The sequence below is a fragment of the Pseudomonas sp. DF5 genome (assembly GCF_058148225.1).
In genome coordinates, this window is record NZ_JBYVYM010000017.1 from 28,074 (window position 1) to 50,063 (window position 21,990).

Genomic DNA, 21,990 nt, shown 5'->3' on the forward strand with positions numbered 1-21,990 from the left:
GAGCAAGCTCCCTCGCCAAAAGAGCAATACACGACTATTCTCCCTTAGAATTTTCCGCTCATATGCTAATTCTAAAAAGTTATTTATTTTAAGTTTCTTATATCATTTAGTCTCTTTTTCACGCCGACTCCCGGTCGTCTGAAAAGGAGCTTCCCCATGAAACTGACTTCCCCCCTTCGCCTCCTGGCGGCCGCGTCACTGGCTGCGGCGAGTTTCCTGGTTCAGGCGGCAGATGTGACCGTCGCCTACCAGACCACCGTAGACCCGGCCAAAGTCGCCCAAGCCGACGGCGCCTACGAAAAAGCCACCAAAGCCAATATCGACTGGCGTAAATTCGATAGCGGCGCCGACATCATCGCCGCCATCGCTTCCGGCGATGTGCAGATCGGTTACCTCGGTTCCAGCCCCCTGACGGCGGCAATCACCCGTAAAGTGCCGGTGGAAACCTTCCTCATCGCCACCCAGATCGGCGCTGCCGAAGCCTTGGTCGCGCGCGACGGTTCCGGGATCAAGACCCCGCAAGACCTGATCGGCAAAAAAATCGCCGTACCGTTCGTCTCCACCGGCCACTACAGCCTGCTGGCCGCGCTGAAGCACTGGAACATCGACCCGTCGAAAGTCACCGTGCTCAACCTCGCACCGCCGGCGATCATCGCGGCATGGAAGCGCGGTGACATCGACGCCACCTACGTGTGGGACCCGGCTCTGGGTGTGGCCAAGGAAAACGGCAAAGTGCTGATCACTTCCGGCGAGCTGGCCAAGTTCGGCGCGCCGACCTTCGATGCCTGGATCGTGCGCAAGGATTTCGCCGAGAAGCATCCGGAGATCGTCACCGCATTCGCCAAAGTGACCCTCGATGCCTACGCCGACTACCGCAAGGATCCGCAAGCCTGGCTGGCCAACCAAAGTAACGTCGACAAACTGGTGAAACTTTCCGGCGCCAAGGCCAGCGATATTCCGCTGCTGCTGCAAGGCAACGTGTACCCGCTGGCGGCTGATCAGGTGATCACCCTCGGCGCACCGACCACCAAGGCCATTACCGACACCGCCGTATTCCTCAAGGAACAAGGCAAGGTCGAGGCCGTGCTGCCGGACTACGCGCCGTACGTCAGCGCCAAGTACATCACCAACTGATCGGGAGTTGACCGCGATGGCTTTGCTACAGCTGGAGCGCGTCAGCGCACAGTACCCCGGTGCAGCGGAACCTGTGCTGGCGGATATTTCCCTGAGCCTTGGACCCCAGCAGTTGCTGGTCGCCCTCGGCCCGTCCGGCAGTGGCAAGACTTCGCTGTTGAACCTGATTGCCGGGTTCGTCGAGCCCAGTGCCGGGCGCATCACCCTTGACGGTGTGCCGGTCAAAGGCCCGAGCGCCGAGCGCGGCGTAGTGTTCCAGGACGACGCCCTGCTGCCTTGGCAAGACGTGCTGGCCAACGTCGGTTTCGGCCTGGAACTGGCTGGCGCTGCGCGGGAAAAACGTGAACAGCGCGCCCGGGAAATGCTCGCCCTGGTGGACCTTTCCGGTTTCGAAAACCGCCGCATCTGGCAACTCTCGGGCGGGCAGAAGCAACGGGTTGGCCTGGCTCGCGCCCTTGCCGCCGACCCTCGGGTTTTGCTGATGGATGAACCCTTCGGCGCCCTCGACGCCTTCACCCGCGAACAGATGCAGGAGCTGCTGTTGCAGGTCTGGCAGCGCACCGCCAAACCGGTGTTCCTGATTACCCACGATATTGAAGAAGCGGTGTTCCTCGCTACGGATCTGATCCTGCTGGCGCCGAACCCCGGGCAAGTTGTCGAGCGTCTGAGCCTGGATTTCGGCCAGCGTTACGCCGCAGGGGAGTCGGCACGCTCGATCAAATCCGACCCGCGTTTTATCGAAACCCGCGAACACGTGCTCGCCAAAGTGTTCTCCCAACGCAGTGCCGTCCAGCGGCAGGAGCGCGCATGAGCAGTTATGGAATTCCCGCCGCGACGGTGAAACCGGGCTCGAGGGTGATTGCGCTGCGCCGCCGTATCAGCACCCGCTGGATCAGCGTATTGACCCTGATCGCGCTGTTGGCGATCTGGTGGGCCGTCACCGCCACCGGTTTGATCGAACCATTATTCCTGCCGCCCCCCTCCGCCGTGCTGCAAAAAGGCTGGCTGTTGGTGACCAGCGGCTACATGGATTCGACCTTGTGGCAGCACTTGGGCGCGAGCCTCAGCCGCATCGGTTTGGGCCTGGGCTTCGCGGTGCTGACCGCGGTGCCGGTCGGCATTGCCATCGGCCACAACCGCATCGCTCGCGGCATTCTCGATCCGCTGATCGAGTTTTACCGCCCGATTCCGCCTCTGGCCTACTTGCCGCTGATCGTGATCTGGTGCGGCATTGGTGAGCTGTCGAAAGTCTTGCTGATCTACCTGGCGATCTTCGCCCCGATAGCCATCGCCACCGCCACCGGCGTGCGCACCGTCGACCCGGCGAAATTGCGCGCTGCACAGTCGTTGGGTGCGACTCGGGCGCAGTTGATTCGCCATGTGATTCTGCCCAGTGCCTTGCCGGACATTTTGACCGGTGTGCGCATTGGCTTGGGGGTGGGTTGGTCGACGCTGGTGGCTGCCGAGTTGATCGCCGCCACCAGCGGTTTGGGCTTCATGGTGCAGTCAGCCGCGCAGTTCCTGGTCACCGATGTGGTGGTGCTGGGGATTCTGGTGATCGCGCTGATCGCCTTCGCCATGGAAATGGGCCTGCGCGCCCTGCAACGCAAACTGGTGCCGTGGCATGGCCAGGCTCACTGAATATTCATGTGTCGACACCCTGGATTGAAGAGAACCGCCATGAGTAACTTGACCATCGTCCCCCTCAGCTGCGCCCTCGGCGCGCAAATTAGCGGCGTCGACATCAGCCAGCCGCTGAACGTGGAGCAATGCGACGTCATCGAACAGGCGCTGCTCAAGTATCAGGTGCTGTTCTTCCGTAACCAGCCGATCGAGCCACAGCAACAGGCGCGATTCGCTGCTTATTTCGGCGACCTGCATATCCATCCGATCTACCCGAATGTGCCGGAGCAACCCGAAGTGCTGATCCTCGACACCGCCGTCACCGATGTGCGAGATAACGCAATCTGGCACACCGATGTGACCTTCCTGCCGACTCCGGCGATGGGTGCGGTGCTCAGCGCCAAGTTGCTGCCGGAGTTTGGTGGCGACACCCTGTGGGCCAGCGGTATTGCGGCGTATGAAGCGTTGTCCGCGCCGATGAAAACCTTGCTCGAAGGGCTGACCGCTACTCATGACTTCACCCGTTCGTTTCCACTGGAGCGCTATGGCAACACGCCGGAGGCATTGACCCAGTGGGAAGAAGCCCGGCGCAAGAACCCGCCGCTGTCACACCCGGTGATTCGCACGCATCCGGTGAGCGGGCGCCGGTCGTTGTTCGTCAACGAGGGCTTCACGTCGAAGATCAATGAACTCTCGGAGACGGAAAGCGAGGTGATTCTGAAGTTCTTGTTCGCCCACACCACACGGCCGGACTTCACCATTCGCTGGCGCTGGCAAAAAGACGACATCGCGTTTTGGGATAACCGAGTGACCCAGCATTACGCGGTGGATGATTACCGCCCGGCGCGGCGGGTGATGCAGCGGGCGACGGTGTTGGGGGATGTGCCTTTCTTCCGCTGATCCGCCAGTTTTTGTAGTAACTTTGAAGTCCCCTTCGCGGGCAAGCCCGCTCCCACAGGGATCGGTAGTGAACACAATTCTTGTGAACACCCGCGACCACTGTGGGAGCGGGCTTGCCCGCGAAAGCGATGTAACAGACGCCAGAGCACCTGGCGTCGAACACTTATTCAGCCATCGAAGGCTTCTCCCACAAATTGACCCCGCCCTCCTGGGCAAATCGATCAATCTCCGCCAGTTCTTCCACGCTAAAACTCAGGTTCTTCAGCGCCCCGACGTTCTCGATGATCTGCTCCGGCCGGCTCGCGCCGATCAACGCCGAGGTCACCCGTGGATCGCGCAGGGTCCAGGCCAGCGCCAGTTGCGCCAGGCTCTGACCACGACGCTTGGCGATTCCATTGAGCGCCCGCACTTGGGCGATGTTGGCTTCGGACAGGTGCGACGATTGCAATGAGTCGCCGCCCGGACGGTTGACCCGCGCATCCTTCGGAATGCCGTTGAGGTATTTGTCAGTCAACAGGCCCTGCGCCAACGGCGTGAAGGCGATCACGCCGGTACCGAGTTCGTCGGTGACATCCAGCAGATCCCTTTCCACCCAGCGGTTGAGCAGGTTGTAGGCCGGCTGGTGGATCAGCAGCGGGACTTTCCACTCTTTGAGCAACGCGGCCATTTCCCGGGTTTTCACCCCGGAGTAAGACGAGATACCAATGTACAACGCCTTGCCCTGCTGCACGGCCGTGGCCAGTGCACTGGCGGTTTCTTCCAGTGGCGTGTCCGGGTCGAAGCGGTGGGAATAGAAAATGTCGACGTAATCGAGGCCCAGGCGTTGCAGGCTCTGGTCGAGACTGGCCAGCACGTATTTGCGCGAACCGCCGCCCTGCCCGTATGGGCCCGGCCACATGTCCCAACCGGCCTTGCTGGAGATGATCAGCTCGTCGCGATACTGCTTGAAGTCTTCACGCAGCAACCGACCGAAGTTGATCTCGGCGCTGCCGTACGGCGGGCCATAGTTGTTGGCCAGATCGAAGTGGTTGATGCCCAGATCGAACGCCGTGCGCAGCAACGAGCGCTGTATGTCGATCGGCGTGCTGTCGCCGAAGTTGTGCCACAGCCCCAGGGACAGTGCCGGCAGCACCAGCCCGCTGCGGCCTACGCGGCGGTATGGGATGGAGTCGTAGCGGTTTTCGGCAGCGGTGTAGGTCATCGAATCCTCTCTTGTCTGTCTTGAATCTGGTATCGACTGCTTCGCCAGTCGCCCAGCATACGCCCGGAAAAACAACAAAAAACCCCGGATTCGACTAATTGCTGAAACGTTTCAAAAAGCCTGACCACCGATCGATCAACGCACCAAATGCAAAAACTGCATGTGCCGCTCGTACTGGTCGAGGATGTCGTTGATCACCTGATCCTTGGTGTAACCCACCAGATCGTAGTCCTGACTGCCCTCGCGCAAATGCACTTCGGCACGGTGGTAACGGCGGTTGTTGAGTTGCTTGGAGCCCATGCCACCCCGGGCGAAAGACGGCGTGAAGTAACCGCGCATTTGCACCTGATAGATGAACGGATGCAGTTCACCGTGACCGATTTCCAGGCTGACGTTGTCGTTGGCCGGGTCGGGCTGAGTGACCACGTGCAACCCCTTCTCGACAAACACTGCGGTCACTTCCTCAATCGCCGGGCGCACCGTGGTATCAAGGAAGCGATAAACCTCATCCCGAGACGGGAAATGCACTGCCTGACTCAAGCGCTGACGCCAACCGCCGCGCCGTGATCCAGACGCCGGTGCCAGGGAATGCAGTTGCGCGATCTGCTTCTGCGACTCCAGGTAAAACGCCTTGTGCAGGCCCCACATCATCAGCAGCAAAATCATCGAGAATGGTAACGAGGTCAGCACCACCGCCGACTTCAAGGCGTCGATGCTGCCGGAGAACAGCAGTGCGCTGGTCACCAGTGCCGTCATCGCGCCCCAGAACACTCGCAGCCATTTCGGCCCGTCCTCATCGGGATTGCCACCCTTGGCGGACAAGGTCGACAACACCACGGTGCCGGAGTCGGCAGAGGTGACGAAGAACACGAAGCTGATGAACACCGTGACCGCGATCACGGTTTTGCTCCACGGGTAGGTCTCCAGCAGCAGGTAAAGCGTCATCGACGGGTTGTCGATGGCCGACATGCCGAGCGCGCTCATGCCGTGGTTGAGCACCTGATCGATGGCGCTGTTGCCGAAGATCGACATCCACGCCAGGGTGAAACCGAGCGGGATCAGCAGCACGCCGAAGACGAATTCGCGGATGGTCCGGCCACGGGAAATCCGCGCAATGAACAGGCCCACGAATGGCGACCATGCAATCCACCAGGCCCAGTAGAACACCGTCCAGCCGCCCAGCCAGTCGCTGGGTTTGTCATAGGCGTAGAGGTCGAAACTCTTCATCGGCAAGGCGCCGAGGTAATCGCCGAGGTTCTGGATCAGCGTATTGAGCAAGTGCTGGGTGGGGCCGGCGAACAACACGAACAGCAGCAGCGCACAGGCCAACAGCATGTTGATGTCGGACATCACCCGCACGCCTTTATCGACGCCAGACACCGCGACGATGATCGCCGCACCCATCATCAGCGTGATCAGGCCCACCTGAATCCACTGGGTGTGGGCGATGCCGAACAGGTAGTCCAGGCCCGAGTTGAGGTGCAAAACGCCAAAGCCCATGTCGGCACCGAGGCCGAACACCGTGGCGATGATGCCGAAGCCGTCCACCGCATAACCGATGGGGCCATTGATACGCTTGCCGATCAGCGGGTACAGCGCCGAACGCAGGGCCAGCGGCAGGTTATGTCGATAGGCGAAATAGGCCAGCGCCATGCCGACGAAGGCGAACACGCCCCAGCCGTGCAGGCCCCAGTGCAGAAACAGAATCTGCATCGCCTGACGCGCCGCCTCCGCCGTACCGGCCTCGCCTTGTGGTGGTTGCACCAAATGCGTAAGTGGTTCGGACACGCAAAAGAAGAACAGCGTGATGCTGATCCCGGCGGCGAACAGCATGCCGGCCCACGATAGGTAACTGAATTCGGGCTCGTCGTGGTCGGCACCGAGCTTGATCTTGCCGTAGCCGGACAAGGCGGTGACCACCACGAAGACCAGATACAGCGTCATCGCGAGCATGTAGTACCAGCCGACCGTATTGGCCGCCCAGTTTTGCGCTTGCAACAGCCAGGCACCGGCCTGTTCGGGGATCGCCATGACCACGACGGCGAACAACAAAATGAAGGTCGCCGCGAAGTAAAACACCGGCGGATTCATGCGGACCTGGCCGCTTGCGGGGATGGACGATGCACTCATGAACGGTGCACCTCGAGGGGGGAAAACGTGGCTGTAAAAATCGGACTCAGCAAAGGCAAGCCTCCTGTTGTGAGCGGGCGGCGAACCACCGGTTTAACTTGAATGAGCGTTCAAGTTAAACATGAATAGGGTGCTAAGGACTAATCGCAGGGCTTGGCGGTAGCTTTCCTGCGCTGGCTCAAGGAAGGGGTATGACGCGGGGTTTGCGGGATTCGTTCAGCGGAAAATCAGCTAAAGGCCATTATTTCGCCCGGCTTGAAACCATCGCGGGCGAGCCACGCTCCCACAGGGTTTGTGTCGTTCACGGAATTACCGTTCGACACAAACCCTGTGGGAGCGTGGTTTGCCCGCGATGGCGTCAGAAAGACCACTAGAGATTTTGGACCCTATTTCTGCGTCCCATCATCATGCTGCAGATTCGCCTGGGTCAGGTTGCACCCGGCCGGCACGCTACGGGTCAGCCAGACGTTGCCGCCAATCGTCGAGCCCTTGCCGATGGTGATCCGCCCCAGAATCGTTGCGCCGGCATAGATCACCACGTCGTCCTCGACGATCGGATGCCGCGGATGGCCCTTCTGCAACTGGCCGTCTTCGTCCGCCGGGAAGCGCTTGGCGCCCAACGTCACGGCCTGATAAATCCGCACCCGCTCGCCAATGATCGCGGTTTCGCCGATCACCACACCCGTGCCGTGGTCGATGAAGAAGCTGCGACCGATCTGCGCGCCAGGGTGGATGTCGATACCGGTGGCCGAGTGGGCGATTTCCGCGCTGATCCGCGCCAGCAACGGCAACCCGGCGCGGTACAAATGGTGAGCCAAACGATGGTGAATCACCGCCAGAATCCCCGGATAGCACAGCAGCACTTCATCAACGCTACGAGCCGCCGGATCACCGTGATAAGCCGCCAGCACGTCGGTGTCCAACAGGCTGCGCAACCCCGGCAGTGCAAGGGCGAAGTCCTGAATGATCCGGATGGCCTTGGCTTCGACTTCAGTATCGACCCCGGCACTGTGGCGAGCGACGTAACGCAATTCGAGCCGCGCCTGAGCCAGCAATGCATTCAACGCCACGTCCAGGGTGTGGCCAACGTAGAAGTCCTCACTCTCCTCGCGCAAATCCACCGGACCCAGACGCATCGGGAACAGCGCACCGCACAAGGCTTCGAGAATGTCCGCCATGGCCGCTCGGGACGGCAACTCGCGACCGCCCTGCTCGGTGCTGGCGCGGCCGTTTTGTGCGCGCCACTGGTCGCGCGCCGTACGCAGTTGGCTGACGATGGTCTGCAATTGCCAATGGCTGGAACGCTCGCTCACGGTAAAACTCCTCACGGGCGGCCGGACTGTCTGGCCGCGTTGACGGCGATTACTTTACGGCAACGGCTTGCAGCCGAATTAAGAACCAATAGTGCTGTGCTCAATACTTTTGGCTATAAGCGATTGGCAGTTGCCCCACTAAATACCCGTGCCTATAGTCCTGACATCTTCCTCCGCCAGTACGGACCCATGATCAAACAACAGCTTGCCCGTTTTAACCGCCTGGACCTGCTCGGTCGCCCGACTCCCCTGGAAAAACTCGAACGCCTGTCGACCTGGCTGGGTCGCGACGTGTACGTCAAACGCGATGACCTGACGCCATTGGCACTGGGCGGCAACAAGCTGCGCAAACTCGAATACCTCGCCGCCGATGCCCTGGCCCAGGGCGCCGATACGCTGATCACCGCTGGCGCGATTCAGTCCAACCACGTGCGCCAGACCGCCGCCATTGCGGCCAAGCTTGGCCTGGGCTGTGTGGCGTTGCTGGAGAACCCGCTCGGCACTGACGATAGCAACTACCTCGGCAATGGCAATCGGCTGTTGCTGGATCTGTTCGATGCCAAGGTCGAACTGGTGGAAAACCTCGACAACGCTGACGAGCAATTGCAAGCGCTGGCCGCACGTCTGCGCAGCAACGGCAAGAAACCCTATCTGGTGCCGATTGGCGGCTCCAACGCAGTGGGCGCTTTGGGTTATGTCCGTGCGGGCCTGGAACTGGCCGAGCAGATCAAGGACACCGGCCTGCAATTCGCCGCCGTGGTCCTGGCCTCCGGCAGTGCCGGCACCCATAGCGGCTTGGCGCTGGCGTTGAGCGAAGTATTGCCGGATTTGCCAGTGATCGGTGTGACCGTTTCCCGTAGTGATGAAGCTCAACGACCGAAAGTCCAGGGCCTCGCCGAGCGCACGGCAGAACTGTTGGGCGTGAGCCTGCCGGCGAGTTTCAAAGTCGAACTGTGGGACGAATATTTCGGCCCGCGTTATGGCGAGCCGAATGCCGGGACGCTGGCGGCGGTGAAGCTGTTGGCGAGCCAGGAGGGGTTGTTGCTGGACCCGGTATATACCGGCAAGGCCATGGCCGGTTTGCTCGACGGCATCGGGCGCCAGCGCTTCGATGACGGCCCGATCATCTTCCTGCACACCGGCGGGGCGCCGGCGTTGTTTGCCTACAAAGACTTTTTATAGCCGATAGTCCTGTGGCGAGGGGGCTTGCCCCCGTTGGGTCGCGCAACGGCCCCTTGTGTCCGGCAGTCATATCGAGTCAGCAGACATTACGACTGCTTCGCAGCCGAACGGGGGCAAGCCCCCTCGCCACAGGAATGCATTCCTCAAATATTCAATTAAAGAATAACAAACTTAATATTTATTATTTTCCTATCTAAAGACGACATCATATAGTCGCGCCGCAGGCGAATTTGCTGCAAGACGCATAAGCTGCTTTAGGGCAGGATATCGCAGTCGTTCAAATCCCGAATTTGCCAACTTTCCTTAAGCGTCTTCCATAAGAAAACACAGGGGCTTGTCATGAATTTTTCCGCACTACGTCGAAATCTGCTGGTGGGCTCGTTGGGCCTGGCGCTGAGCGCCGGCCTGCTCGGGCAAGCGGTTGCCGGAGAGCAACTGCAAAAAATCAAGGACGCGGGCGTGATCAACGTCGGTCTGGAAGGCACTTATCCACCGTTCAGCTTCGTCGACGAGGCCGGCAAACTGAGCGGTTTCGAAGTCGAGTTCTCCGAAGCCTTGGCCAAAGAACTGGGCGTGAAGGTCAAACTGCAACCGACCAAATGGGAAGGCATCCTCGCAGCCCTGGAATCCAAGCGTCTGGACGCGGTGATCAACCAGGTGACCATCACCGAAGAGCGCAAGAAGAAGTATGACTTCTCCGAGCCGTACACCGTTTCCGGGATTCAGGCCCTGACCCTGACCAAAAACAAAGACACCATCAAGACCGCCGCCGATCTGGCCGGCAAGAAAGTCGGCGTAGGCCTGGGCACCAACTACGAGCAGTGGGTGAAAGAAAATGTGCCTAAGGCTGACATCCGCACCTACGAAGATGATCCGACCAAGTTCCAGGATCTGCGCGTCGGCCGCATCGACGCCATTCTGATCGACCGCCTGGCCGCGCTGGAATACGCCAGGAAGGCCAAGGACACTGCCGCCGCCGGGGAAGCATTCTCCCGCCAGGAAGCCGGTATTGCCCTGCGCAAAGGCGAGCCTGAACTGCTGGCCGCGGTAAACAAAGCCATCGACAAGCTGCGTGCCGACGGTACGCTGAAAAAGCTTTCGGAAAAATACTTCAGCGCTGACGTCACTCAATAATGGGAGAAGCTTTCCAACTCGCGCTGGACTCCGCGCCCTTCCTGCTCAAGGGCGCGTACTACACGGTCATCTTGAGCCTGGGCGGGATGTTCTTCGGCCTGCTGATGGGCTTCGGCCTGGCGTTGATGCGTCTGTCGCGCTTCAAACTGGTGAACTGGATTGCCCGCATCTACGTGTCGTTCTTTCGCGGCACGCCGTTGCTGGTGCAACTGTTCGTGATCTATTACGGCTTGCCGCAATTGGGCATCGAACTTGATCCGCTGCCGGCAGCCCTGATCGGCTTCTCGCTGAACATGGCCGCCTACGCCTGTGAAATCCTGCGTGCCGCGATCAGCTCCATCGAGCGCGGCCAGTGGGAAGCCGCGGCCAGTATCGGCATGACCCGCGCGCAAACCCTGCGCCGGGCCATTCTGCCGCAAGCGATGCGCACGGCCCTGCCGCCGCTGGGCAACAGCTTCATCTCGCTGGTCAAGGACACCGCCCTGGCGGCCACCATTCAGGTGCCGGAGCTGTTCCGCCAGGCGCAGCTGATTACCGCCCGTACCTTCGAAATTTTCACCATGTATCTTGCCGCCGCGCTGATCTACTGGGTTCTGGCCACGGTGCTTTCGCACCTGCAGAACAAGTTGGAAGTGCGGGTCAATCGGCACGACCAGGAGTCCTGACCCAATGATTGTCGTGGAAAAACTGACAAAGCAGTTCAAGGGTCAGGTGGTGCTCAACGGCATCGATCTGCAGGTGAAGGAAGGCGAGGTGGTGGCAATCATCGGCCCCAGCGGTTCGGGCAAGACCACGTTTCTGCGTTGCCTGAATTTTCTGGAAGAACCCAGCAGCGGCCGGATCAAGGTCGGTGACATCGAGATCGATGGCAGCCGCCCCCTGAGCCAGCAGCAAAGCCTGGTACGGCGCTTGCGCCAGCACGTAGGTTTCGTGTTCCAGAACTTCAACCTGTTCCCCCATCGCACGGCCCTGGAAAACGTTATCGAAGGGCCGATCGTGGTGAAGAAAATCCCACGGGACGACGCCGTTGCCCTGGGTAAAAAGCTGTTGGCCAAGGTCGGCCTGGCGGGCAAGGAAGATGCTTACCCGCGTCGCCTTTCCGGTGGTCAGCAACAGCGCGTGGCGATTGCCCGGGCGCTGGCGATGGAACCGGAAGTGATCCTGTTCGATGAACCCACCTCGGCACTGGACCCGGAGTTGGTAGGCGAAGTGTTGGCGACTATCCGCGGGCTGGCCGAGGAGAAACGCACCATGGTGATTGTCACCCACGAAATGGGCTTTGCCCGGGACGTGGCCAACCGCGTGGTGTTTTTCGACAAAGGTGTGATCGTCGAACAGGGCGAGGCCAAGGCGTTGTTTGCCAATCCGAAAGAAGAGCGGACGAAGCAGTTTCTCAGCAAGTTCCTCAATAACGTTTAGTTGTTCTCATTTTAAAAAAACGTCAACTTCCATGGATGGAAGTGACATTCTTCCATTCCAAACAACTCACGCCCCTCTCCCCTCGTTTTATTCGACTCATCCGAACCGTAAGCAACTTACCGCCACCCCATGCGGTACATATATATGTCCTGCAACAGATTTACTTCTCCTAAAATCCATAAAAACACTCTCTACCCACAGACAGCTGGTTGTTGCCTGCGAGGCTTAAATCCACCCAAATACTGGATTAAATTCGACAGCGTGATGTGGTTTATTAACTATACGGCGTAGGAAATTTCTGAATAACCCAACAACCATCCTTTAACCAATCAGCTCTATTGACACCTATTCAAACGCACTCTTATCTAGTCTCCAACAAGCGACTTTCATCAAACTCGATCACTCTTCAAGTACACAAAAAATGAATCGTTTTGTTGCCTGGTAATTCACGCCTTTCGATCTTTCAGAAACGGACTTCGCGGCAAGGCTTCAAGGAGAGAACCCCATGACAAGCACTTCGAACAAACCTGAACTTGCGGCCCCGACCCTGGCGCAAACTCACAAGACTGGCATCAACATCACCTCAGCCGCTCATCTTATGATCGACGTGCCGCCCTACTCCGGCATGGACGAGGGCGATCTGATCGAGCTGTTCTGGGACGACTGCTATGTGGCCTCCAGCGTATTGGGAGCTGATCATGGCGGCAAAGCGGTGAGCCTGCGGGTACCGGAAAGCTTCATTGCCAATGGTTCTGCGCGCGTCCATTACAAGGTCATGCAGATCGGGCAAGGGCCGGCTGTATCACCGGCGGCGCGCATCCAGATCAAACTCGATTGCCCAGGCGGCCTGCCCCTTTGCGGCGAAGAAAACCAGAGTCTGGCGCCCGTGTTCATCCCCGAGACCATTCGCCGTCAGGGGGTCAATCCGAATCAGGTCAAACGCGGCGTGCCATTGACCATCGAACCGTACCTGAACATGGCCGCCGACGATGAAATCACCCTGCGTTGGGGCGACGTGCGCATGGACCTGCCCAAACTCAAGGCCGACGATGTGGGCCAGCCGATTCACATCTGGGTGCCACCGGCAATCATTCTCGAAGCCGGCGAAGACCTTCGACTGGAGGTGACCTACTGCATCCTCGACCGGGTGGGCAACAACTCGCGCTGGGCACCGGCACGCACATTGAAAATCGGCTGTGCCAATCCTTACCTGAAAGTTCCGCCCAAAGAAGTGCTCAAAGCTGCTGAGCCTCGAAAGAAGTGAAGCACCTGTAGTGCACGATATGAGGGCTTTTTGTGGCGAGGGAGCTTGCTCCCGCTGGGGTGCGAAGCGCCCCCAAAACTGGCTCACGTGTTTGTGTAATTGAATCGTGACGGCCGATTTTGCGACTGCTTCGCAGCCGAACGGGAGCAAGCTCCCTCGCCACAGGGCTCGACCGTCCTGGCGATGCCACCCTTCTATGCATATTCCTAAAAGTTAGTTCATTAATTATTTATACACGTTTAGGGTATATAAACCGGACCACCGGACATTCGTGTTTTTCGTTCGCCGCAACACCTGCGGCGCTTTCATGAGATGTGAGGTAGGTATGGTCCGGAACACAATCACCCCAGTGCAAATCGCCAGGGCATTGCGTGCAGCCAAGGAGCGGCACTGATGTCCAGTCTGGCAGATGCAATCGTTCAGAGTGATCTGGACATAGCCCCATTGTTGTTGCCCGCGCAGGTCTTGCGCAACGACGCACAAGCCATCAAGGCTGCCCAAGAGCTGGCGCAAGTCGCGCGCCTGCAAGCCGCTAAACGTGACCAGCAGCGCAAGTTGCCCTGGTCGGAAATCGAACAGTTCACCCGCAGCGGCTTGGGCAGCATTGCCATCCCGCGTGAATACGGCGGCCCACAGGTTTCATTCGTCACCGTTGCCGAAGTCTTCGCGATCATTTCCGCAGCCGACCCGGCCTTGGGGCAGATCCCGCAGAACCAGTTCGGGATTCTCAACCTGATACTGGGTAGTGCCACCGAGTCGCAGAAAAAACAGCTGTTCAAAAGCGTGCTCGAAGGCTGGCGGATCGGTAACGCAGGCCCTGAGCGCGGTACCAAAAATACCCTGGAGCTCAAGGCGCGAATCACCGCCGACGGCGATGGCTTCGTCATCAACGGGCAGAAGTTCTACTCCACCGGCGCATTGTTCGCCCACTGGGTGGCCGTCAAAGTGCTGAACGACGACGGCAAGCAAGTGCTGGCCTTCGTTCGTCGTGGCACCCCGGGCCTGCGCATCGTCGATGACTGGTCGGGTTTCGGCCAGCGCACCACCGCCAGCGGCACCATTTTGCTCAACAACGTGCGGGTCGACGCCGAGCTGGTGGTGGATAACTGGAGGATCAACGACAGCCCGAACACTCAGGGCGCCGTGTCGCAACTGATTCAAGCGGCCATCGACGCCGGCATCGCCCGGGGCGCTATCGATGACGCCATCGAATTCGTGAAAACCCGTGCCCGGCCCTGGATCGACGCCAAGGTCGAACGGGCCAGCGACGACCTCTACGTGATCGCCGATATCGGCAAGCTGAAAATCGAACTGCACGCCGCCGAAGCGCTGCTGCGCAAGGCCGGGCAAGTGCTCGATCAGGTCAACGCCGCGCCGCTCACCGCCGAGTCTGCGGCACGCGCCTCGATTGCCGTTGCCGAGGCCAAAGTGCTGACCACCGAGATCTCGCTGCTGGCCAGCGAAAAACTCTTCGAGCTGGCCGGCAGCCGCGCCACCCTCGCCGAGTTCAACCTCGACCGCCACTGGCGCAATGCCCGGGTGCACACGCTGCACGACCCGGTGCGCTGGAAGTATCACGCGGTTGGCGCTTATCACTTGAACGGCACGTTGCCGGCTCGCCACTCCTGGATTTAACGACCAGATCGCTGGAGAAACACATGTCTCTTTCTCGAAACGTCGCGGTCATTACCAGCGATGAGCAAGCCCTGATCGTCGCCGGTGACCTGGCCGACGACTTCAAACGCGACAGCGCCCTGCGCGACCGCGAACGTCGATTGCCGCACCCAGAACTGGAAGTGTTTTCCCGTTCGGGTCTTTGGGGCATCAGCGTGCCAAAGGAATACGGCGGCGCCGGGGCTTCCAACGTCACCCTGGCCAAAGTGATCGCGTTGATCGCCCAGGCCGACGGCTCCCTCGGGCAGATCCCGCAAAACCATTTCTACGCCCTCGAAGTGCTCCGTGTGAACGGCAGCCATGAGCAGAAAAAGCGCCTGTACGCCGAAGTGCTGGCCGGCCAGCGTTTCGGCAATGCACTGGCGGAACTGGGCACCAAAACCGCCCATGACCGCGTCACCCGCTTGACCCGCGACGGTGACGGCTATCGCATCAACGGCCGCAAGTTCTACGCCACCGGCGCCATTTACGCCCAGCGCATCCCCACCTCAGTAGTGGATGAAAACGGCGTGCAGCAGCTGGCCTTCGTCCCGCACAACAGCAAAGGCCTGACGGTCATCGATGACTGGAGCGGCTTCGGCCAGCGCACCACCGGCAGCGGTTCGGTGGTGTTCGAGGATGTCTACGTTGCCGCCGAAGACGTGATCGCGTTTCAAAGCGCATTCGAGCGCCCGACCACTGTCGGCCCATTGGCGCAGATTCTCCACGCCGCGATCGACACCGGCATTGCCCGCGCAGCCTATGAAGATGCATTGCATTTCGTGCGGACCAAAACCCGGCCGTGGATCGACGCCACGCATGAAACAGCCACCGAAGACCCACTGACCCTCAAGAGCTTCGGCCACTTGAGCATTCGCCTGCACGCCACCGAAGCCTTGCTGGAGCGCTCCGGCGAATTCCTTGACCAGGCCCAGGCCGACACCAATGCCGAGACCGTCGCCGCCGCGTCGATTGCGGTTGCCGAAGCCCGGGCCATCAGCACAGAAATCTCGCTCGCCGCCGGCAGCACGCTGTTCGAATTAGCCGGTAGCCAAGCAACTCTGATTGAGCACGGCCTGGATCGCCACTGGCGCAACGCCCGGGTGCACACCCTGCACGACCCGGTGCGCTGGAAGTATCACGCGGTGGGCAATTACTACCTCAACGATGAAAACCCGCCGTTGCGGGGGACCATTTGATGAGCAAAAAGAAGATCCTGCTCAACGCGTTCAACATGAACTGCATCGGGCACATCAACCATGGTCTGTGGACCCACCCACGGGACACGTCCACCCAGTACAAGACGATCGAATACTGGACCGAACTGGCGCAACTGCTCGAGCGCGGACTGTTCGACGGTTTGTTCATCGCCGACATCGTCGGCGTGTACGACGTCTACCAGAACTCGGTCGACGTGCCGCTCAAAGAGTCGATCCAGTTGCCGGTCAACGATCCGCTGCTCCTGGTCTCGGCCATGGCCGCAGTCACCAAGAACCTCGGCTTCGGCCTGACCGCCAACCTGACCTACGAGCCGCCGTATCTGTTCGCCCGACGCCTGTCGACGCTTGATCATCTGAGTCGCGGCCGGGTCGGCTGGAACATCGTCACCGGCTATTTGGACAGTGCCGCCAAGGCCATGGGCCTCAGCGAGCAGGTGGAACACGACCGACGCTACGACCAGGCCGACGAATACCTGCAAGTGCTCTACAAGCTCTGGGAAGGCAGCTGGGAAAACGGCGCGGTGCTCAACGACCGCGAGCAACGGATCTACGCCCAGCCAGACAAAGTGCACAAGGTCGAGCACAAGGGCGAGTTCTATCAGGTCGAGGGATATCACCTCTGCGAGCCGTCACCACAACGCACGCCGGTGCTGTTCCAGGCCGGCAGTTCCGATAGAGGCCTGCTGTTCGCCGGTCAGCATGCCGAGTGCGTGTTCATCAGCGGCCAGAACAAACCGGCGACCCGGGCTCAAGTGGACAAGGTTCGCGCCAGCGCCGTCGAGGCCGGGCGCAATCCTTGGGACATCAAGGTGTTCATGGGTTTAAACGTGATCGTCGGCGCCACCGAAGCGCTGGCCTGGGCCAAGCATGCCGAGTACCTGAGCTACGCCAGCGCCGAGGCCGGCGTGGCGCACTTTTCGGCGTCCACCGGGATCGATTTTTCCGAGTACGAACTCGACGAACCGATTCAGTACGTGAAGAGCAACGCCATCCAGTCCGCCACCAAGAACCTGCAAAACAACGACTGGACCCGCCGCAAACTGCTGGAACAACACGCCCTCGGTGGCCGCTACATCACCGTGGTCGGCTCGCCTGAGCAAGTGGCCGATGAGCTGGAATCATGGATTGCCGAAACCGGCCTAGACGGCTTCAACCTGACACGGATCGTCACCCCGGAAAGCTATGTGGATTTCATTGAGCTGGTGATTCCCGAGTTGCAACGCAGGGGCTCGTACAAGACCGCTTACGACGACGGCAGTCTGCGGGAAAAGCTGTTTCAGCGTGACGCGCATTTACCTGAGCAACACACAGGCTCTGCGTTCCGCCGCTAATCCTGTGGCGAGGGAGCTTGTCGGAACGCCGCATCGCCCCGCTCGACTGCGCAGCAGTCGCAAAACCTGCTGGCGAGTTTCAACTGACTGAACTCATTGAATGGCTTTGGGGCCGCTTCGCAGCCCAGCGGGAGCAAGCTCCCTCGCCACAAAAGCATGCACATTAAACAATTGACTGGAAAATCATCATGACCAAAAAACTCTTATCCCACCCAGTCAAAGCACTGGCCCTGGCCCTCGGCCTCTTCAGTTCCGTCACCTTCGCCGCCGACGCGCCGTTGAAGATCGGCACCACCGCCGCCTTCGCCATTCCGCTGGAAGCCGCCGTAGAAGAGGCCAGCAAACAAGGCCTGAAAGTCGAACTCGTGGAGTTCAGCGACTGGATCGCTCCCAACGTCAGCCTCGCCTCGGGTGATATCGACGTGAACTATTTCCAGCACATCCCGTTCCTGGAAAACGCCAAGGCCGCTGCCGGTTTTGACCTGGTGCCGTTCGCCCCGGGCATCATCAACAACGTCGGCCTCTATTCGAAAAAATACAAAAGCTTCGACGAGTTGCCCGAAGGCGCCAGCGTGGCCATCGCCAACGACCCGATAAACAGCGGTCGCGGTCTGCAACTGTTGGCCAAGGCCGGGTTGATCACCCTCAAACCGGGCGTCGGCTACAAGGCCACCGAAGAAGACATCATCGCCAACCCGAAGAAAATCAAAATCCTCCAGGTCGAAGCCGTGCAACTGGTGCGCGCTTATGACGACGCCGATCTGGTCCAGGGTTATCCGGCCTACATCCGCCTGTCGAAGACCTTCGATGCCAGCTCCGCGCTGCTGTTCGACGGTCTCGATCACAAGGAATACGTGATCCAGTTCGTGATCCAGCCGAAAAGCAAAACCGACCCACGGCTGATCAAATTCGTCGACATCTATCAGCACTCGCCAGCGGTTCGCGCAGCGCTGGATAAGGCCCACGGCAAGCTCTATCAAGCCGGCTGGGAAAGCTGAGCATGACGGCTGCCATCCAACGGCGACTGGAGACTCCAGAGCCACACAGTGCTGAACGCACCGAGCTGCACCCCGAGCTGAACCGCGCCCACGTGCGCTTCGTCAGCTTGGGCAAAACCTACAATGGCCAGCAAGGTCCGGTGGCGGCCCTGCACGGTATCGACCTGGCAATCCAACGCGGCGAAGTGTTCGGCATCATCGGGCGTAGCGGCGCCGGCAAGTCGTCGCTGATCCGCACCATCAACCGCCTCGAACAACCGAGTAGCGGGCGAGTGCTAATCGATCAGGTGGACATCGGCGAGTTCGATGAAGACCGCCTGGTGGCGCTGCGTCGGCGCATCGGCATGATCTTCCAGCACTTCAATCTGATGTCGGCCAAGACGGTTTGGCAGAACGTCGAGTTGCCGCTGAAAGTCGCGGGTGTACCCAAGGAAAAACGCGAGCAGAAGGTCCGTGAATTGCTGGAACTGGTGGGCCTGCAAGGCAAGCACAAGGCTTATCCGGCGCAGCTTTCCGGCGGGCAGAAACAACGTGTCGGCATCGCCCGTGCGTTGGTGCATGACCCGGAAATTCTGCTGTGCGACGAGGCCACTTCGGCCCTCGACCCAGAGACCACCCAATCGATCCTCGGCCTGCTGCGCGAGATCAATCAGCGTCTGGGCCTGACCATCGTGCTGATCACCCATGAGATGGCGGTGATCCGCGATATCTGTGATCGGGTCGTGGTGCTGGAACACGGGCGAATCGTCGAGCAAGGGCCGGTCTGGGAAGTGTTCGGCAATCCACAGCACGAGGTCAGCAAGGCCTTGCTCGCGCCGCTGCAGCACGGCCTGCCGGAAGAACTGCAAAGCCGCTTGCGGGCACAGCCGCAGTCTTCGGACGCCGCCGTGGTGCTGCGCTTGCAATTCACCGGCAATACCCGCGACGAGCCAGACCTGGCGGCGCTGTTCAGCGCCCTCGGTGGCCGCGTGCGTTTGCTGCAAGGGGGCGTGGAACGGATTCAGGGCCATGCGCTGGGGCAATGGCTGCTGGCGGTGACCGGTTCGTCCCTCGGCGCCGAGGAATTGCGTCAGCGCGCCAGTCATTGGGCGCAACAGGTGGAGGTGCTGGGTTATGTGGTTTGATCGGTTGCTGCAAGGTTTCATCGACACCTTCCTGATGGTCGGCGTGTCGTCGCTGATTGCGCTGCTGGCGGGGATTCCGCTGGCGGTGATTCTGATCACCAGCGCCAAGGGCGGGATCTACGAAGCACCGGCGCTGAACCGTGCACTGGGCGCGTTCGTGAACCTGTTCCGCTCGATTCCGTTTCTGATTTTGATGGTGGCGCTGATTCCGTTTACCCGGTTGATCGTCGGCACCACCTATGGCGTTTGGGCGGCGGTGGTGCCGCTGACCATCGCCGCCACGCCGTTCTTTGCACGCATTGCCGAGGTCAGTTTGCGCGAGGTCGACCATGGGTTGATCGAAGCGGCGCAGGCGATGGGCTGCCGACGCTGGCATATCGTCTGGCATGTGCTGCTGCCCGAAGCGCTGCCGGGGATTGTCGGTGGCTTCACCATTACCTTGGTGACCATGATCAACTCCTCGGCCATGGCCGGGGCGATTGGCGCTGGTGGGTTGGGCGACATTGCTTATCGGTATGGGTATCAGCGGTTTGACAGCCAGATCATGTTGACGGTGATTGTGTTGCTGGTGGTGTTGGTGGCGGTAATTCAGTTGGGTGGGGATCGGTTGGCTCGGGGTCTCAACAAGCGCTAAGCATGGTGGAGGTCGCAGGCTTTTGTGGCGAGGGAGCTTGCTCCCGCTCGATTGCGCAGCAATCGCAAAACCTGCCCCCCCGGTTTATCTGACCCACCTCATGGAATGGCTTTGGGGCTGCTTCGCAGCCCAGCGGGAGCAAGCTCCCTCGCCACAAAAGCACCGCTGCCACAGTTAATGACCCACTCCAGAAGGGAATTTTTCGCACAGGAAAATCAGAGTGCCAGCAGGCCCGATCCCTTTCATTTGCAGGACATTTCCTAGATCATTCCGCTCGCTTGCGCCTTCCAAATCGAGTGGCTAGTCTCGGTTCGTCACTGCTCATCAGTGATCGGGTTTAGTAGCCCGGATCAATAGGCGCATAGCGGTTCATGCTCATGTCTGGCACTTTTTGTCGGATGCTGAATATGGTGGCTGTGCGTAGGGCACCTTCGGGCGCACCGGTTTTCCTATTGACCGGCCTACTAACCTGCGTACAGCCGCCACCCCATCGTTTAGTAGGCGAAAAGTGACGGCTCCCATGCAGCAATAGGAGCAACACTCATGGAAAGATCCATCCCCGATCCACCTCACGATACATCCTCCAACAAAGCCTTTACCGACGACCTGCTCAAGGACCGTTCCGCGCTTTACCGTGCGATCGATTTCCACCTCACCGGCAAGCAACCTTCCGGCCCCGGATGAACTGCGCTTCTACAACGTCAGCAAAGACGTGAGCTTCGAAGACGCCCAGCTCTATGTGGCGGATCTGTTGCGCTGTGCGTCGGCCACGGCTTATCAGTGTGGTGACCACCTCAAAGGCTCCGACAGGGCATTGGTATTTTCCATTTGGCATTTGCTGGAGATTGCCAAGGCGATGGTTGATCGGTCCATTGAATGTCTGGGGATGAAACAGAGTTGAGTCTGGCTGAAGTCATCGGTTGCCAGTGATACCGCTTTCGCGAGCAAGCCCGCTCCCACAGTTGATCTTCGGTGAACATAGAATTTGTGTTCGACGCGATCCAGTGTGGGAGCGGGCTTGCTCGCGAATGGCTGCGCAGCAGCCCCCGGCTTCATGGCGTATATTCGACACATCCCCATTGCCTACGTAGCCAACCATGAAACAGACTCCCGCCGACCTGGAGCAGATCACCTCCACCACCCTGGGCCATTACAACGCGGTGGCTGAAGACTTCCGTGAAGGTACTCGCGATCACGATGTCAGCCAGAACATCGATGCCCTGCTGCGGCATATTCAGGGTGAGGCGCCCTTCAGCATTCTCGACTTTGGCTGCGGTCCTGGCCGCGACCTGAAAACCTTCACCCGCCTGGGCCACATCGCCATCGGGCTCGACGGTTCGGAAAAGCTTGCGCAGATGGCCCGGGACGACAGCGGGTGTGAGGTCTGGCAGCAGGACTTCCTGAAACTCGATCTGCCGGCCGAGCGCTTCGACGGGATTTTTGCCAATGCGGTGCTGTTTCATGTCCCGAGTCAGGAGTTGCCCAGGGTGTTGAAGCAACTGCGCGCGGCGTTGAAGCCGGGCGGTGTGTTGTTCAGTTCCAATCCCCGTGGCGAGAATCAGGAAGGCTGGAACGGATCACGGTATGGGGCGTATTACGACCTGGCGGCGTGGCAACAAATGCTGACCGAGGCGGGGTTTGTGGAGCTTGAGCATTACTACCGGCCGGCGGGGCTGCCGCGGGAGCAGCAGCCTTGGTTGGCCAGCGTTTGGCGTCGAGCCGACTGATCG

General features: G+C 59.9%; 19 protein-coding genes and 1 pseudogene. 17 read left to right on the plus strand and 3 right to left on the minus strand.

Annotated features, from left to right (window positions below; translation table 11 throughout):
- Positions 1-156: 156 nt before the first annotated feature.
- The 4 genes from tauA to tauD are packed head-to-tail and all read left to right on the plus strand — an operon-like array spanning position 157 to position 3,657.
- On the plus strand, positions 157-1,134 hold the full coding sequence (gene tauA, locus AC30D7_RS16875; RefSeq protein WP_490134819.1) for a taurine ABC transporter substrate-binding protein: 978 nt from the start codon (positions 157-159) through the stop codon (positions 1,132-1,134).
- Between the two features lie 16 nt (positions 1,135-1,150).
- The gene (gene tauB, locus AC30D7_RS16880) at positions 1,151-1,945 is read left to right on the plus strand and encodes a taurine ABC transporter ATP-binding subunit (RefSeq protein ID WP_490134820.1); all 795 of its coding nucleotides are present in this window, start codon (positions 1,151-1,153) and stop codon (positions 1,943-1,945) included.
- Positions 1,942-2,775, plus strand: coding sequence for a taurine ABC transporter permease TauC (gene tauC / locus AC30D7_RS16885; RefSeq protein WP_490134821.1), 834 nt, complete (start codon positions 1,942-1,944; stop codon positions 2,773-2,775). Before tauB ends, tauC begins: the two co-directional genes overlap by 4 nt.
- 39 nt (positions 2,776-2,814) lie before the next feature.
- Complete coding sequence (gene tauD / locus AC30D7_RS16890; RefSeq protein WP_490134822.1) at positions 2,815-3,657, plus strand: taurine dioxygenase; 843 nt, start codon at positions 2,815-2,817, stop codon at positions 3,655-3,657.
- A gap of 163 nt (positions 3,658-3,820) precedes the next feature.
- Here tauD and mgrA read toward each other — a convergent pair whose 3' ends face one another.
- The 3 genes from mgrA to epsC all read right to left on the minus strand — a co-directional run bounded on the left by mgrA (position 3,821) and on the right by epsC (position 8,301).
- The gene (mgrA, locus tag AC30D7_RS16895; protein ID WP_490134823.1) at positions 3,821-4,858 is read right to left on the minus strand and encodes an L-glyceraldehyde 3-phosphate reductase; all 1,038 of its coding nucleotides are present in this window, start codon (positions 4,856-4,858) and stop codon (positions 3,821-3,823) included.
- Between the two features lie 135 nt (positions 4,859-4,993).
- Positions 4,994-6,949 (minus strand): choline transporter BetT, encoded by a 1,956-nt coding sequence (gene betT, locus AC30D7_RS16900; protein ID WP_019651516.1) that lies wholly within the window; start codon positions 6,947-6,949, stop codon positions 4,994-4,996.
- Positions 6,950-7,374: 425 nt separating this feature from the next.
- The gene (gene epsC / locus AC30D7_RS16905) at positions 7,375-8,301 is read right to left on the minus strand and encodes a serine O-acetyltransferase EpsC (protein WP_490134824.1); all 927 of its coding nucleotides are present in this window, start codon (positions 8,299-8,301) and stop codon (positions 7,375-7,377) included.
- Between the two features lie 189 nt (positions 8,302-8,490).
- Between epsC and AC30D7_RS16910 the strand changes: the two genes are divergently transcribed.
- The 13 genes and pseudogenes from AC30D7_RS16910 to AC30D7_RS16970 all read left to right on the plus strand — a co-directional run bounded on the left by AC30D7_RS16910 (position 8,491) and on the right by AC30D7_RS16970 (position 21,987).
- Entirely contained in the window at positions 8,491-9,483 is a 993-nt protein-coding gene (locus AC30D7_RS16910; RefSeq protein WP_490134825.1) for a D-cysteine desulfhydrase, read from the plus strand.
- A gap of 339 nt (positions 9,484-9,822) precedes the next feature.
- Positions 9,823-10,617, plus strand: coding sequence for a cystine ABC transporter substrate-binding protein (tcyJ, locus tag AC30D7_RS16915; protein ID WP_490134826.1), 795 nt, complete (start codon positions 9,823-9,825; stop codon positions 10,615-10,617).
- A complete protein-coding gene (gene tcyL / locus AC30D7_RS16920; RefSeq protein WP_490134827.1) occupies positions 10,617-11,282 on the plus strand; it encodes a cystine ABC transporter permease in 666 nt (221 codons plus the stop codon). Before tcyJ ends, tcyL begins: the two co-directional genes overlap by 1 nt.
- 4 nt (positions 11,283-11,286) lie before the next feature.
- Positions 11,287-12,036, plus strand: a complete 750-nt coding sequence (tcyN, locus tag AC30D7_RS16925; RefSeq protein ID WP_490134828.1) for an L-cystine ABC transporter ATP-binding protein TcyN — start codon at positions 11,287-11,289, stop codon at positions 12,034-12,036.
- A 505-nt stretch (positions 12,037-12,541) separates the two neighbouring features.
- On the plus strand, positions 12,542-13,300 hold the full coding sequence (locus AC30D7_RS16930) for a hypothetical protein (protein WP_490134829.1): 759 nt from the start codon (positions 12,542-12,544) through the stop codon (positions 13,298-13,300).
- A gap of 393 nt (positions 13,301-13,693) precedes the next feature.
- Positions 13,694-14,935, plus strand: coding sequence for an SfnB family sulfur acquisition oxidoreductase (locus tag AC30D7_RS16935; RefSeq protein ID WP_019581727.1), 1,242 nt, complete (start codon positions 13,694-13,696; stop codon positions 14,933-14,935).
- 23 nt (positions 14,936-14,958) lie between these two features.
- Positions 14,959-16,152 carry an SfnB family sulfur acquisition oxidoreductase gene (locus AC30D7_RS16940; protein ID WP_490134830.1) on the plus strand — a complete coding sequence of 398 codons (1,194 nt, stop codon included), beginning with the start codon at positions 14,959-14,961 and terminating at the stop codon, positions 16,150-16,152.
- The gene (locus tag AC30D7_RS16945) at positions 16,152-17,504 is read left to right on the plus strand and encodes an LLM class flavin-dependent oxidoreductase (RefSeq protein WP_490134831.1); all 1,353 of its coding nucleotides are present in this window, start codon (positions 16,152-16,154) and stop codon (positions 17,502-17,504) included. The genes AC30D7_RS16940 and AC30D7_RS16945 overlap by 1 nt, the downstream gene beginning before the upstream one ends.
- Before the next feature lie 188 nt (positions 17,505-17,692).
- Positions 17,693-18,502, plus strand: coding sequence for a MetQ/NlpA family ABC transporter substrate-binding protein (locus tag AC30D7_RS16950; protein WP_490134832.1), 810 nt, complete (start codon positions 17,693-17,695; stop codon positions 18,500-18,502).
- A 2-nt stretch (positions 18,503-18,504) separates the two neighbouring features.
- A complete protein-coding gene (locus AC30D7_RS16955) occupies positions 18,505-19,626 on the plus strand; it encodes a methionine ABC transporter ATP-binding protein (protein WP_490134833.1) in 1,122 nt (373 codons plus the stop codon).
- Positions 19,616-20,260 carry a methionine ABC transporter permease gene (locus tag AC30D7_RS16960; RefSeq protein WP_490134834.1) on the plus strand — a complete coding sequence of 215 codons (645 nt, stop codon included), beginning with the start codon at positions 19,616-19,618 and terminating at the stop codon, positions 20,258-20,260. Before AC30D7_RS16955 ends, AC30D7_RS16960 begins: the two co-directional genes overlap by 11 nt.
- Before the next feature lie 543 nt (positions 20,261-20,803).
- Positions 20,804-21,161, plus strand: a pseudogene (locus tag AC30D7_RS16965) (DUF6124 family protein).
- Positions 21,162-21,357: 196 nt separating this feature from the next.
- Complete coding sequence (locus tag AC30D7_RS16970) at positions 21,358-21,987, plus strand: class I SAM-dependent methyltransferase (protein ID WP_490134835.1); 630 nt, start codon at positions 21,358-21,360, stop codon at positions 21,985-21,987.
- Positions 21,988-21,990 lie beyond the last annotated feature (3 nt).